The organism is Enterococcus faecium, from assembly GCF_029023785.1.
Taxonomy (GTDB): Bacteria; Bacillota; Bacilli; order Lactobacillales; family Enterococcaceae; genus Enterococcus_B; species Enterococcus_B faecium.
On sequence record NZ_CP118955.1, the window covers coordinates 2,325,817 to 2,340,000 of the forward strand.

Below are 14,184 nucleotides of genomic sequence, written 5' to 3' on the forward strand. Positions count from 1 at the left end.
TTCGAACAGCTATTTTATTTAGCTACAATCAACGTTTGACCTGGATAAATAAAGTTGTTCTTAATATTGTTCCATTCGATTAGTTGAGCCATTGTAATTCCATGACTGTCAGCAACACTCCAAACAGATTCTCCAGATTTCACAGTATAGGTTTTCGAACCAGTAACTGATTGTTGGTTTGTTGATTGAGATGAACCTTTCTTCACAATCACTTGCTGTCCTGGATAGATGAAATTATTTTTGATATTATTCCATTCGATTAACTGATCCATCGTGATATGATGTTTGTTCGCTACGCTCCAAACTGACTCGCCCGCTTTCACGGTATACATCGTATTACCAGTGGATGATGTACTTGTCGTAGCAGACGTATTCGGTGTATTTGGTTTCGCTGCAGAAGTAGTTGAACCTGTATTTGTATTTGCCGAAGTTCCACCTTTAACGATCAATTGCTGTCCTGGATAAATGAAGTTGTTTTTGATATTATTCCATTCGATTAACTGATCCATCGTGATGCCGTTTTTATTTGCCACGCTCCAAACAGATTCACCTGCTTTCACGGTATAAGTGCCTTGAGACGAACTGCTGCCAGTATTAACTGAACTGCTGTTATTTGTATTGGTTGACGAACCTGTATTACCTGACGTGCTGTTTGTTGATCCACTGTTTGAAACAGTCAGTTGTTGTCCTGGGTAGATAAAGTTATTTTGGATATTGTTCCATTGGATTAGCTGAGCCATCGTAATTCCGTATTTATTTGAGACGCTCCAAACAGAGTCTCCGGCTTTAACTGTATATTTCGTTCCTGAAGCTGTATTAGAAGAACTTGAGCTGGACGAACTAGAGCCACTTGTATTCCCAGTATTTGAGCCAGTATTTGCTCCAGCATTAGAAGAACCGCCATTTGATACGATTAGCTGTTGTCCTGGATAAACGAAATTGTTCTTGATATTGTTCCATTCAATCAATTGAGCCATCGTAATTCCGTGATCATTTGAGATCTTCCAAACAGAATCACCAGATTGAACAGTGTATTTCGCACCAGTTGTTTGTCCTCCGTTTGATGTACCAGCATTTCCTGAAGAATTGGTATTGTTACCGGAATTATTCGTCGAAGAGCCATTTTCCTGGCTACCTTTGATTGTCAGTTTTTGTCCTGGATAAATGAAATTGTTTTGGATGTTGTTCCATTGGATCAATTGATCCATTGTGATACCGAATTTATTTGAGATTCCCCAAACAGAATCACCAGATTGGACAGTATAAGTGGTCGAAGTTGCTGAACCTGAGTTTGTATTACCAGAATTGCTTGAACCGCCAGTACTACCTGCACTTCCAGTATTATTGCCACCTGTAGTCGCTCCACCGCCTGCGTTTCCGCTAGCTGGTGTATCATATTGGGTCAATCCGTAAGTTGCGATGATATTATTTAATTTGCCTGCGTAACCAGGATCAGTCGCATAACGCCCTGTCAAACAAGCTGTCGCATCTGTATAGGATTTCGTGTTGCTCTTCCAAGTACCGGCATAGTAATAACCGTTGCCAAATGAAGTATTTCTAAGTACATAGGCATTGTCATTGAAAGATTCAGCAAAAGAAGGATATTGTCGGAAAGGCTCCTTTTTATTTACCCATTGATTATTTAAAAATTCAAGCGTATCCATGTAGACGGTTTGTCCTTGATAGCTGCCTTTTATCCCAAAAAGATTATAATAAGGTGCTTGAGATAACGCACTACTGCCCCAACCGCTTTCTACAACTGCTTGTGCGATCATCACTGATGCATATAGATCGTTGGCTTGAGCGATTGGTTGAGCATAAGTAGCAATTTCTGTGATAAATGCCGCTGTATTGATTCTTGCGCCGAACTGAACAGGTGTTTCATCCGCTTGAACAGGAACCGGCTGTACTAATGGGGCAGCGACAGAACAGCCTACCATCGCAGTTCCCACGATTGCTGCCCCTCGTTTTGCTTTTCGAAAACGTTTGGTCTGTTCTAAACGTCTCCGTTCTTTTCTTGCAATGTTTTCCATCTTCTATCCTCCAACTTCAATTTATCTATTATTAATAATTATAACTTCTCTTAATATTTATTAAAAGTTATTTAAGAGCTTTGTTGTTTTTTGTAATCATATTGTAATTTACCGTAATGAACAACTTCTGTTCATTTTCAAGTTCTTCCTACGTCTACGTTCTTGTTTAAAAGGATTTCGAAAAACACTGATTTTATTTCCCTAACATTTCATTTGCATTACCAAAAAATGTCTTTCCGATTACAGTTATTTTTTTTATAAGAATATTGGTTATTCAAAGAGGAATCATACATTGGTTTTATCTCTTTACCGTTTTTTTCGCTGGACCAAAAATGCTATAATAAGTCATTGCTTCAAAGGAGGAATTGTATGAAATATAAAACATCATTTCAGGTGGCTGGTAGCTTCTTTCTTGTCCTGTTTTTCATTTTGGGCTGGATCGTAAAGTTCCATCTGTCGTGGCTTTCTGGTTTCGATCAGTGGTTTACAGGCATTGTCAGAGCTTCTTATCCTGATCTGAACAGCTACCAACTCTTTATGACTAAATTCGGTAATCCTCTTACCGTCATCATTTTATTTGCTTGTGCGGCTTTATGGATGTGGTATAAGAAAAAAAGGGCAGAAACATTTTGGTTCGTTTCTGGATTTATTGTAATTGCTGGAATCATCAACCCGGTGATCAAACTATTTTTCATGCGAGAGCGTCCTTCATTGGCGCACTTAGTAGTTGAAACAAGTTACAGTTTCCCTAGTGGACATGCAGCAGGCAGTATGATTCTTTACGGTTCTTTACTATTTCTGCTTCCAGCTTTTGTTCAAAAAAGAACCTTACGCACATTGCTTCAATTGCTGATGATGTTTATTATAGTAAGTGTCGGGATAAGCCGCATTTATCTGGGCGTTCATTTTCCTACTGATATCATCGGCGGTTACTTACTCAGTCTTTCTTGGCTGTGCCTGACTTATCCAGTGTATAGAGAAAAAAGAAAACAAATAGATAACTCTTACAGAAAGAAGGACTTTTAATGACTTTTCCTTATTCAGAAGGAAATAAAAGATATCATTCTTGGAATTACGCTTTACGAAATGAGTTTGGCGGGAAAATTTTCAAGGTGCCGATCGATGGAGGATTTGACTGTCCGAATCGAGATGGGACTGTTGCCCATGGCGGTTGTACTTTTTGCAGTGTATCTGGTTCGGGAGACATGATCGTTGCACCTGAAGACCCTCTTCCAATCCAATTCCAGAAAGAAATCGACATGATGCATCAAAAATGGCCTCATGTCCAACAATACATCGTTTATTTCCAAAATTTTACAAACACCCATGCGCCAGTTGAAATAATCAAAGAACGATTTGAGCAAGTAGTCAATTTACCAGGTGTCGTAGGATTATCAGTCGGTACACGACCGGATTGTCTGCCAGATGAAGTAGTTGATTACCTTGCTGAACTGAACGAGCGGATGTATTTATGGGTAGAACTTGGATTGCAAACAACTTTTGAAGAAACTTCAAAACTGATCAACCGAGCACATGATTATCAAACTTATTTAGATGGCGTGGCTAAATTACGCAAACATAATATCCGTGTTTGTACGCATTTGATCAACGGATTACCAGGCGAAAGTTTAGAAATGATGAAAGAAAATGTCAGACGCACCATTTTAGATTCAGATATCCAAGGAATCAAGCTCCATTTGATGCATCTGATGCGCAAAACGAGAATGTTGCGGGACTATCATGAAGGTCGCCTTCAATTAATGAGCCGTCCTGACTATGTCAATGTCATTTGCGACCAGCTGGAAATGATACCAAAAGAGATCATCATCCATCGTTTGACAGGGGATGCGCCGTGGGATTCCTTGATTGGACCAATGTGGAGCTTGAAAAAATGGGAAGTCTTGAATGCAATTGATGAAGAACTTCTTCGCAGAGATAGCTTCCAAGGAAAATATGATGTACGGAAAAAGGTGAGCGTCTGATGTTGCAAACTGCTTTGCATTTCAGCCATACATTACTGCAAGAAATCTTGCAACCAGGGGATCACGTCGTAGATGCAACGATGGGCAATGGCCACGATACGGTTTTTCTAGCAGAACACATCGGAAAAACTGGTCATGTCTATAGTTTTGATATCCAGCAACAAGCAATCGATGCTACTCGTGAAAGGCTAGAACAGCGTCAGTTAGAAGAACGTGTCTCATTGTTTCTACAAGGCCACGAAACGTTAGGAGAAGTGATAGCTGAACAACAAAATCTCAAAGCAGGGATTTTCAATCTAGGGTATCTCCCAAAAAGTGATAAAGCAATCATCACTATGCCAGAGACTACACGCACAGCTATGGAAGAAATATTGAAACGACTTGTGCCTCGCGGACGATTGATCCTTGTCGTCTACTATGGTCATGAAGGTGGAGAAAAAGAACTGGATATGGTTGATTCTTTTTGTTCCAAACTGCCACAGGAAACATATAATGTGCTGAATTATCGGTTTATCAACCAAAAGAACCAGCCGCCTATTTTATATTGTATTGAGAAAAAAAGATAAATAAAAAACGCAAAACATAAATGATATGTTTTGCGTTTTTTTCTCTAATACTCAGGTTAGAGCGTTGATTTCATAACCTCTTTATTCACGGTGCTCAAAAGCTTATATCTGCGGTAATAAGTCCAACCAAATCAAAAACATGAGAAGCTGTTTTTGATTGGCTGTTCTTATTACTTGATGCAGGACAGCTTTTTCACAACCTCTTTATTCAAATACAAATTGATTATGATAAAGTTCCGCATAAAATCCATTTTCTGCTAATAACTCGTGATGACTGCCTTCTTCAATGACTTCCCCATCACGCAAGACAACGATTCTATCTGCATTCAAGATTGTTTTCAGCCGGTGAGCAATCACAAAGCTGGTTCTTCCTTTGATTGCTTCATCCATTGCTTTTTGGATCCTTGCTTCTGTTACCGTGTCTACATTACTTGTTGCTTCATCCAAAATCAATAAAGATGGATTTGTGATGATCGTTCGAGCAATACTGATCAACTGCTTTTGACCTGTACTGAATAAGTTATTTTCTTCGGATATCTCTGTATCATAACCTTTTTCTAACGTCATGATGAAGTCATGAATATTCGCTTGTTTTGCTGCATTGATGACTTCTTCATCTGAAGCGTCCGGTTTGCCGAATGTGATATTGTCTTTGATCGTTCCGGAGAACAATACAGATTCTTGCAAAACGATTCCTACATGTCTACGTAATGCATCAAGATCATAATCTCGGATATCTATTCCATCGATGACTACTGAACCATCATTGACATCGTAAAAACGGTTTAGCAGATTCATGATCGTCGTTTTCCCCGATCCTGTTGGACCAACAAGAGCAACCATTTCTCCTTTGTCCACATTGATCGAGACATCTTTCAAGACTAGTTTTTCTGGAGAATAACCAAAATCTACGTGCTGCAACGCAAGACCTTTTTCAACACCATCAAATGCTTTACCGTTTTCTGGTTTGACTTCATCTTTTTCATCAAATATTTCATTCAATCGTCTTGCCCCTGTAATCGCTAATTGGATCATGCTGTATCCAGATGAAATCTGCATCAGTGGTTGGTAATATTGTTGTGAATACTGGACGAATGTCACAACTAAGCCTAATGCCACCGAACGTTCCAAATCACCATTTAATGCTAACCAGCCGCCGAAAAAGATAACTATCGCTGTATTGACCAGTGACATTCCTTGCATCATCGGAAATAGTAGACCAGAATAAGCTTGTCCTTTGAAGGTTGCTTCGCGAACACTTTGATTATGCTCTAAGAATCCTTCAATCGTTTCTTCTTGTAAGCCATTTGTGATGATGACACGTTGTCCGCTGATTTTTTCATCCATATAACCATTTAGTTTCCCCACTTCATCTTGCTGAAGATCCACATATTTCCGTGCTTTGCGGATAATCAAGACAGCTATCAAAACGGCTACTGGAGTGGAAGCAATTGTAGCCCAAGCTAACTCTACATTTTGGCGGAACATCATGATCAAGATCCCGACAAGTAAAACAGCATTCGTGATGACTTGAAGCAAAGCTTGGTTCAAACTATTTTGAATATTATCTAAGTCACTGGTAAAACGACTTAAAATTTCACCGTCTTGATGAGAATCAAAGAAACGGATCGTCAATTTTTCCAATTTGTTGAATAGACCGATACGCATTCGGTTCGTTGACTTCCCTACTACTTGTGTGAACAAAATACTATAGATAAAGTTGGCTGCACTAGCTAGTACATAAAACAGCAAGAGTTTCCATATTACAGAAACAAATTTGCTTTTATCGTCTACGCCTTGCATCAAGCCTCCTACGTAATTAGCTAATTCTTGAAAAGCTTCCCCGATGTATTGAGGTGCCTTTACTTGTAGATAGGTAGCAATGATCACTGTGATAAAGATAAAGAAAAAGGAGAGTTTGTACCGCTTCAAATAGTGATAGAAAAATTTACTTGCTTTTATTAGATCAGTCATACTTACTCCTCCGTTCCTTTTTGAGTTTCAAAGATTTCCTGATAGACACGGTTTCCAGCTACCAATTCCTCATGGGTTCCTTCGCCGACTAATCTGCCTTCATCCAATACTAAGATGCGGTCTGCTTTGACAACAGAAGCAATTTTTTGTGCGATGACAATCGTCGTTGTTCCCTTCAAATCTCGATCGAGTGCTTCTCGGACCAGCTTTTCAGAGCGAGCATCCAGTGCACTCGTACTGTCATCTAGGATCAAGATCTTTGGATTACCGATAACGCCACGAGTAATGGATAAACGTTGCTTTTGACCACCAGAAAAGTTACTGCTACGTTCTTCTATTGGTGCTTCGTAACGATCAGATAACTTTTCGATGAATTCTTTTGCTTGAGCAATAGAAGAAGCATGTTCCATCTCTTTTTCTGTTGCATTCTTTTTCCCTTGGCGCAAGTTTTGAGCAATCGTTCCTGAGAATAAAATTGCTTTTTGCAAAACAAAGGAAACCGTTTGTCTTAAACTCTTTTCATTTACTTGACGAAGATCTACACCACCTACTTCAACTTTGCCTTCTGTCGGATCAAATAGACGAGGGATCAATTGTGCTAGTGTTGACTTCCCGGCACCAGTCGCCCCGACGATACCAACCATTTCTCCAGGTTTGATAGAAAAGCTGATATCTTTAAGCGTATCTGTATCCTCACCAGGATAACGAAAAGAAACATGGTCAAAAGTGACAGAACCCGTCAACTCTTGTTCTGGAACGTCTAAATAAGTAAGATCTGGTTCAGCATCTAAAATTTCCGCAATCCGCTTCAGCGATACGGCTGCTCTTGAAGTCATCATCATCATCATTCCGCCAATAATGATTGCCATCATAATCTGCATCAAGTAGTTCATGAATGAAGCAATTCCACCAATTAACGTAGGATCATCTTTAACAAGATCGCTCACAAAAAAGATCGCCCCAACCACAGCCAAATTGGCAGCCAGCATGAAGGACGGGATCATCACAGAAAATAATGTACCGACTATGATGTTGTGTTTTGTTAAGTCCTCACTTACTTTGCTGAATGACTTCAATTGGTTTTCTTCTTGTACAAAAGATTTCACTACACGAATCCCTAGTAAGTTTTCTTTTGCAATGCTATTCACACGATCAATCAGTTTTTGAATGATCATGAAGTGCTTGCCCATCCTTGTAAATGAAAGTGCCGTAATCAGAAATACCGTAACGATAAGCGCTACGATGATCCACCATAATTGCGGCATCGTGATCATAGCTAAAATGAAGGCACCAATAAATAAGAATGGAATTCGAAAAAGTGATTGCAAAGAAATCATCACTAAATTTTGGATTTGCGTGATATCATTTGTTAGACGAACAACAAGATTTCCAGCAGAGAACTGTTCGATATTTCCAAATGAAAATGTCTGGATCTTTCGAAATGCTTCTTCTCGGATATCTGCACTTACGCCTTGAGCTACTTTTGCAGAGAAAATCGTGTTCGTTACACCTGCGGCTAATCCTAGCAAAGCCAGACTGATCAGGTAAATACCAATTGTTTTCATTTCATCATTATCTTCTGTAATAATAGCTTCCAATACTTGCTGTAGTAACTTAGGTTGCCATAATGCTGCTGCAACCATGACTGCTACGGACAGCAAGGAAATAAAAACAGCTACTTTATATTTTTTCGCATGTCGTAAGATTAATTTCATTCGTTGATTACACCCCTTTGTTTAAATTGACAGGACTAATTTAACACTGTAAAATTAGACCGACTAACAATTTACCATGTTTAAAAAGATAATGCAATACACGAGGTTGATAAAATGGAAATAAAGCTTTCTCAAGCAATCATCATTCAGGCCGCCTTTGATATCCTGGCTGAAACACAAGCTCTTTCGCAGCTTTCCATGCGAAACATCGCAAACAGAATTCATGTTCAAGCACCTGCTTTATATTGGTATTTCAAAAACAAACAACAGCTCTTGCAAAAAATGGCTGAAACAATGGAAGAAGAATTAGCGCTTCCAGATCCAACTTTGCCTTGGAATGAACAGTTGCTGCAGTATATGGAAAATTACTATGACCTTTATACACGTTTCCCTTGTGGGGCAGAATTAGAAATCAATACTGTGCCCGCTTTTCCGAGTCGATTAGAACATTTGGAGCAAATGATCCAATTACTTGTTCGTGAAGGATTTTCAGTCACCCAAAGTCATCAGGCCATTGCCTCTCTCCACAATTTATTGATTGGACAGTTAATGGATCAGCAGCATGAACAGCAGCTTCGACAAAAAATTATGGACGGAAATGAATTTTTGAAAGAAACAGTTCTATTTATGCGTAATTATGTAGTTGAAAATCAATTAGAGGGATTTAAAGAAAGTATGCAGTCCCATGCAGAATTGAATGAAAAAGCACTCTTTCTAACGAGTGCACAAACCTATATTGAAGGCTTATGCCAACAAAATAAAAGAAGAGAAAACGAGCAGTAAAAAAGCTCCTATAGAGATCACTATGTTTGTGATCTCTATAGGAGCTATCTTTTTAAGACTCTTTTTTTATTTTTCTTCCATTAGCCACGCCAATGCACGTTGAATCCATTGGTCCCAGAAGATCCAGTTATGATCGCCAGGTCCTTGTTCAAAGGTGACCGCCAAGCCTTGTTCCTGCATAGCAGATACCATTTCCTGATTTGCCTGATAAAGAAAATCAGATTCCCCACAAGCCATATAAAATCTTGGAACTGGTTTTCCGCTTTTTACTAGTTCTTTCAATAAGTATTGCGGATCATTTTTTGAACCTTCGATTTGATCCAATGGTCCAAAGATCCCTTCCCAAAAAGATGCTTTACGAACCATCAAAAGATCATCCATTCGATTTCCTACAGAAACAGCGCCTGAAAGAGAGATTACTGCTGCGAAATTTTCTGATTTTGCAAGGCCTAGTTTTAACGCGCCATATCCGCCCATCGATAATCCAGCGGCATATGTTTTTTCTCTTTTTCTTGTTAATTGCGGGAATAATTCATGACAAATCTCAGGTAGCTCTTCTGCAATGAATGTCCAATACTTCATGTCATAAACTGTATCTGTGTACCAGCCAAGATCAGTAGATGGCATGATGACAGCTAATCCGTAGTTTGCTACATAACGTTCAATCGACGTACGTCTTTCCCATACACTATGATTGCCACCCATTCCATGAAGTAAATATAAAACAGGTATATCCGTTGTCTCTTGCTCTGAACTGGTGCCAATCACCTTTTTTGTTGTTTGCGGTAGTATCACATTTAGATTGACTTCCATTTCTAACACATTCGAATAAATATTTGCTTGAATAAATGCCATATTTTCGCCTTCCTTAGTAAGAAGTTATTTTTGAATAACTTTAAATTTGAATGATTCGGCTACGTACATATCTTAACCGAAACTACTGTTTTATTTTACCACTTTTTTCATGAACGAAAAGCGTTAAGACCAAAGCAATGATCACGAGTAACAAGCCAACTAGATAAACGGAATGTAACCCATCATAAAGAATTTTTCTTAATGGTAACAAAATATCCGCATCAATATATTTAGCCGTTTGTGGATTCACCAGTTTATTCATGATATCTGCATCATTTGTTAAATTTGCTGCTGCAAGTTCTCGTTTAGTTACCCCATTTATCAATAAACCAAAAATAGAAACCATGACTGTTTGACCAATTGTTCGAACTAACGTATTAAAAGAAGTTGCTACACCAAGCTGGTCACGAGATACACTATTTTGTGCACTGACAGTCGAGGTAGTCATGGTCACACCTAAGCCTATACCGATGACCGTTGATATAGCAAAAAACCATAAATAGTTACTTCTGAAAGGCATAAGATACAACCAAGCGCCCCCAATAGCTGCGATTAGTAGTCCAATTCTCAAGACCCAATGAGTTTTCATTTGAGTCATCCACTTGCTTGCAAGGAAAGAACCGACCATCCAGACTAGTGATAATGGTGCTAATACCAGCCCACCAATTGCTGCATTCAGCCCTAATACACCTTGCATCCACATAGGGATATAAACATCGATTCCCATCAAAAAACCACTAGCCAATGCTGCAGCCAAGTTGACCACAACAAATAGTGGATTTTTGAATAAATGCATCATGATGACAGGATCTTTAGCTCTTTTTTCGGCAAAAACAAAAATACCTAACATTACGATACTACCTAGCAGCAAAGCAGAAACAAGCGGACTCATTCCTTCGTCTCCTAATAATTGGAACCCTAACAGCAATGAGACAAGCATGGCCATCAAACTAAAACTACCAAAAATATCCATTGGTTTAGACTCATGTATGATTTTTGGTTCATTTAAATATAGCCAAATCAAAATAATTAATAGAATTCCGATCGGCACATTGATAAAAAAGATCCAGTGCCAGCTGATCGTTTCAACGATGAATCCTCCCGCAAGCGGTCCAAAAACACTGGCAATCCCCCAGGCTGAACTATTCAAACCTAAAACTTTTGCTCGCTTTTCAATAGAATAAAGATCGCCGATGATCGTCAAAGCTACTGGCATCATTGCCCCAGCACCCATCCCTTGAATCGCACGAGCAGCAATCAACCCAATCATGCTTTGAGATAAACCGCAAAATAACGAACCGATAATAAACAATAATGTCCCAAAAATAAAGATTGGTTTCCGTCCCACTTTATCCGCAAGTTTTCCGTAAATCGGAGTAAGCATAGCGTTTGTCAGCAAATAAATCGAAAATACCCAGTTCATGATTTCCATTCCATGTAATGAACCGACAATCGTTGGCATAGCGGTTGTTACGATTGTACCTTCAATAGCCGTCATGAACGTTGCAATGAAAATACTCACTGTGACCAAAGTAACATTTGTTTCTTTTTTCATCTTATTCCTCCCTTTCATTATGACAGGATCTAAAAATAGATAAATAATTACTATCTTTTTCAAGAGGTTAACTGCCATAAAAAAAGCTGGAACAACCACCACTTGGCGATCGTTCCAGCTGAATATAACTTATTTTGCTAAACTTGCTTTCAACGCATCTACTTTGTCCGTATGTTCCCAAGGCAAATCTACATCTGTACGACCAAAATGACCGTAAGCAGCTGTTTGTTTGTAAATCGGACGACGCAAATCAAGCATCTCGATGATTCCTGCTGGCCGAAGATCGAAGTTTTCTCTCACTGCAGCAATCAGTTCTTCTTCCGGAACCGTTCCAGTACCGAAAGTATTGATTGAGATCGAAACAGGTTGAGCAACACCAATCGCATAAGCTAGCTGTACTTCTGCTTTGCGAGCAAGCCCTGCTGCAACAATGTTTTTAGCAATATAACGTGCAGCATAGCTGGCAGAACGGTCAACTTTTGTCGCATCTTTACCAGAAAAAGCACCGCCACCATGACGAGCATAACCGCCATACGTATCAACAATGATTTTTCTTCCTGTTAATCCGGCATCCCCTTGAGGACCACCAATGACAAATCGGCCAGTCGGATTGATATAATATTTCGTTTGATCATCTAATAATTCAGCTGGAATAACTTCCTTCACTACTTTTTCGATGACATCATGACGAATTGTTTCATTATCTACTGCATCATCATGCTGTGTTGAAATAACGATTGTATCTACGCGTTCCGGTTGTCCTTGATCATCATATTCAACCGTTACTTGAGATTTTGCATCTGGACGTAAATACGTTAATTCATTTGATTTACGCAAATCTGCCAAGCGTCGTACCAGACGATGACTCAAAGCGATTGGTAAAGGCATCAATTCTGGTGTTTCATCTACAGCAAACCCAAACATTAAACCTTGGTCACCAGCACCAATCTCATCTAATACGTCTTTTTTATCTTCATCCCGGATCTCAAGTGCTTCATCAACTCCTTGAGCAATATCAGGAGATTGTTCATCAATCGCAACCAATACAGCTGCTGTATCTCCATCAAATCCGAATTTTGCACGTGTATAACCAATTTCTTTTATTGTTTCCCGTACGACTTTTTGAATATCTACATATGCCGTCGTAGATATTTCTCCAAATACTAAAACAAGACCAGTTGTTACAGACGTTTCACACGCTACTCGTGCTGTTGGATCTTGTTTTAAAATTGCATCCAAGATTGCATCACTGATTTGGTCAGCAATTTTATCTGGATGTCCTTCAGAAACAGATTCTGATGTAAATAAGTGTCTTTCTACCATTATAATGATTCCCCCTAGTTAAATTCGGTTACAAGGCATCTCCGTCCTGCGGATCCTTTCGGGAACTTGCAACGAACCAAGTATAGCAGATAAAACAGTTTTCTGCTCGTATTTTTTCATTTTTTTGCTTAAAAAATATAAAAATATTTTACATTAGAACTGTCCAAAAAAGCTTAGCACAATCATCCATAAAGATAACTCTGCTAAGCTTTTTAAAATCATTCTTTCAGATAAAAAGAAAAAGATACTCAAAAAGTATCTTCCATGACCCGTACGGGATTCGAACCCGTGTTACCGCCGTGAAAGGGCGGTGTCTTAACCGCTTGACCAACGGGCCAATAAAATAAATGGGCCTAAATGGACTCGAACCATCGACCTCACGCTTATCAGGCGTGCGCTCTAACCAGCTGAGCTATAGGCCCATAAAAACTAAAAGCGGGTGACGAGAATCGAACTCGCGACAACAGCTTGGAAGGCTGTGGTTTTACCACTAAACTACACCCGCATAATGGCGCGGGACAGAATCGAACTGCCGACACATGGAGCTTCAATCCATTGCTCTACCAACTGAGCTACCGAGCCAAACGGTTCCGACGGGAATCGAACCCGCGATCTCCTGCGTGACAGGCAGGCATGTTAACCCCTACACCACGGAACCAATGTTTTTAGTTTTTAATTGCGGGAGCAGGATTTGAACCTACGACCTTCGGGTTATGAGCCCGACGAGCTACCAGACTGCTCCATCCCGCGATAATATGAAAAAGGAGGATAAGGGATTCGAACCCTTGCACGGTTTTACCCGCCTGACGGTTTTCAAGACCGTTCCCTTCAGCCGGACTTGGGTAATCCTCCATGTAAAACTATATTAAATTAATGACCCGTACGGGATTCGAACCCGTGTTACCGCCGTGAAAGGGCGGTGTCTTAACCGCTTGACCAACGGGCCAGGTAAAACAAAATATTGAAACGGAGAAGGAGGGATTTGAACCCTCGCGCCGGTTTCCCGACCTACACCCTTAGCAGGGGCGCCTCTTCAGCCACTTGAGTACTTCCCCAAAACCAATAAGATTTTGTACTAATGGGCCTAAATGGACTCGAACCATCGACCTCACGCTTATCAGGCGTGCGCTCTAACCAGCTGAGCTATAGGCCCATAAAAAACTAAAAGCGGGTGACGAGAATCGAACTCGCGACAACAGCTTGGAAGGCTGTGGTTTTACCACTAAACTACACCCGCATGGCGGTTCCGACGGGAATCGAACCCGCGATCTCCTGCGTGACAGGCAGGCATGTTAACCCCTACACCACGGAACCAGTGTTTTTAGTTTTTAATTGCGGGAGCAGGATTTGAACCTACGACCTTCGGGTTATGAGCCCGACGAGCTACCAGACTGCTCC

At 40.0% G+C, this 14,184-nt stretch carries 10 protein-coding genes, 13 tRNA genes and 1 riboswitch (1 of these 24 only partly in view); of the genes, 4 read left to right on the forward strand and 19 right to left on the reverse strand.

Annotated elements, in window-relative coordinates:
* Positions 1-14: 14 nt before the first annotated feature.
* Positions 15-2,033 carry a LysM peptidoglycan-binding domain-containing protein gene (locus tag PYW34_RS11235; RefSeq protein ID WP_002301403.1) on the reverse strand — a complete coding sequence of 673 codons (2,019 nt, stop codon included), beginning with the start codon at positions 2,031-2,033 and terminating at the stop codon, positions 15-17.
* Between the two features lie 369 nt (positions 2,034-2,402).
* Here PYW34_RS11235 and PYW34_RS11240 point away from each other — a divergent pair, with 369 nt between their 5' ends.
* From PYW34_RS11240 to PYW34_RS11250, 3 genes are read left to right on the forward strand one after another with little or no spacing between them, the layout of a single operon-like run.
* Positions 2,403-3,059, forward strand: a complete 657-nt coding sequence (locus PYW34_RS11240; RefSeq protein WP_002285911.1) for a phosphatase PAP2 family protein — start codon at positions 2,403-2,405, stop codon at positions 3,057-3,059.
* Positions 3,059-4,015 (forward strand): TIGR01212 family radical SAM protein, encoded by a 957-nt coding sequence (locus PYW34_RS11245; RefSeq protein ID WP_002285909.1) that lies wholly within the window; start codon positions 3,059-3,061, stop codon positions 4,013-4,015. Before PYW34_RS11240 ends, PYW34_RS11245 begins: the two co-directional genes overlap by 1 nt.
* Positions 4,015-4,581 carry a class I SAM-dependent methyltransferase gene (locus PYW34_RS11250; RefSeq protein ID WP_002285906.1) on the forward strand — a complete coding sequence of 189 codons (567 nt, stop codon included), beginning with the start codon at positions 4,015-4,017 and terminating at the stop codon, positions 4,579-4,581. Before PYW34_RS11245 ends, PYW34_RS11250 begins: the two co-directional genes overlap by 1 nt.
* 204 nt (positions 4,582-4,785) lie before the next feature.
* On the opposite strand, the gene PYW34_RS11255 is transcribed toward PYW34_RS11250, so the two are convergent.
* Positions 4,786-6,555: an ABC transporter ATP-binding protein gene (locus PYW34_RS11255; protein ID WP_002285885.1), complete on the reverse strand. Its 1,770-nt coding sequence runs from the start codon at positions 6,553-6,555 to the stop codon at positions 4,786-4,788.
* A 2-nt stretch (positions 6,556-6,557) separates the two neighbouring features.
* Positions 6,558-8,270 carry an ABC transporter ATP-binding protein gene (locus PYW34_RS11260; RefSeq protein WP_002285883.1) on the reverse strand — a complete coding sequence of 571 codons (1,713 nt, stop codon included), beginning with the start codon at positions 8,268-8,270 and terminating at the stop codon, positions 6,558-6,560.
* Positions 8,271-8,384: 114 nt separating this feature from the next.
* Between PYW34_RS11260 and PYW34_RS11265 the strand changes: the two genes are divergently transcribed.
* On the forward strand, positions 8,385-9,053 hold the full coding sequence (locus tag PYW34_RS11265) for a TetR family transcriptional regulator (protein WP_002285876.1): 669 nt from the start codon (positions 8,385-8,387) through the stop codon (positions 9,051-9,053).
* Between the two features lie 66 nt (positions 9,054-9,119).
* Here the strand turns inward: PYW34_RS11265 and PYW34_RS11270 are convergent, their stop codons facing one another.
* The 16 genes from PYW34_RS11270 to PYW34_RS11345 all read right to left on the reverse strand — a co-directional run.
* A complete protein-coding gene (locus PYW34_RS11270) occupies positions 9,120-9,908 on the reverse strand; it encodes an alpha/beta hydrolase (protein WP_002295567.1) in 789 nt (262 codons plus the stop codon).
* An 82-nt stretch (positions 9,909-9,990) separates the two neighbouring features.
* A complete protein-coding gene (locus tag PYW34_RS11275) occupies positions 9,991-11,463 on the reverse strand; it encodes an MDR family MFS transporter (protein WP_002295566.1) in 1,473 nt (490 codons plus the stop codon).
* A 129-nt stretch (positions 11,464-11,592) separates the two neighbouring features.
* Positions 11,593-12,786, reverse strand: a complete 1,194-nt coding sequence (metK, locus tag PYW34_RS11280) for a methionine adenosyltransferase (RefSeq protein ID WP_002289731.1) — start codon at positions 12,784-12,786, stop codon at positions 11,593-11,595.
* Positions 12,784-12,863, reverse strand: a riboswitch (SMK box riboswitch). Its footprint overlaps the gene before it by 3 nt.
* 188 nt (positions 12,864-13,051) lie before the next feature.
* Positions 13,052-13,123 (reverse strand) — tRNA-Glu (locus tag PYW34_RS11285).
* Positions 13,124-13,134: 11 nt separating this feature from the next.
* Positions 13,135-13,208, reverse strand: a tRNA-Ile gene (locus PYW34_RS11290).
* Positions 13,209-13,220: 12 nt separating this feature from the next.
* A tRNA-Gly gene (locus PYW34_RS11295) sits at positions 13,221-13,291 on the reverse strand.
* 4 nt (positions 13,292-13,295) lie between these two features.
* Positions 13,296-13,368: transfer RNA gene (locus PYW34_RS11300), tRNA-Phe, on the reverse strand.
* A 3-nt stretch (positions 13,369-13,371) separates the two neighbouring features.
* Positions 13,372-13,444: transfer RNA gene (locus tag PYW34_RS11305), tRNA-Asp, on the reverse strand.
* Between the two features lie 18 nt (positions 13,445-13,462).
* Positions 13,463-13,536: transfer RNA gene (locus tag PYW34_RS11310), tRNA-Met, on the reverse strand.
* 12 nt (positions 13,537-13,548) lie between these two features.
* Positions 13,549-13,638 (reverse strand) — tRNA-Ser (locus tag PYW34_RS11315).
* A gap of 22 nt (positions 13,639-13,660) precedes the next feature.
* A tRNA-Glu gene (locus PYW34_RS11320) sits at positions 13,661-13,732 on the reverse strand.
* A gap of 21 nt (positions 13,733-13,753) precedes the next feature.
* Positions 13,754-13,841: transfer RNA gene (locus PYW34_RS11325), tRNA-Ser, on the reverse strand.
* Between the two features lie 24 nt (positions 13,842-13,865).
* Positions 13,866-13,939: transfer RNA gene (locus PYW34_RS11330), tRNA-Ile, on the reverse strand.
* A 13-nt stretch (positions 13,940-13,952) separates the two neighbouring features.
* Positions 13,953-14,023, reverse strand: a tRNA-Gly gene (locus PYW34_RS11335).
* A 1-nt stretch (position 14,024) separates the two neighbouring features.
* Positions 14,025-14,100, reverse strand: a tRNA-Asp gene (locus tag PYW34_RS11340).
* Positions 14,101-14,118: 18 nt separating this feature from the next.
* Positions 14,119-14,184: transfer RNA gene (locus tag PYW34_RS11345), tRNA-Met, on the reverse strand (it continues 8 nt past the right edge of the window).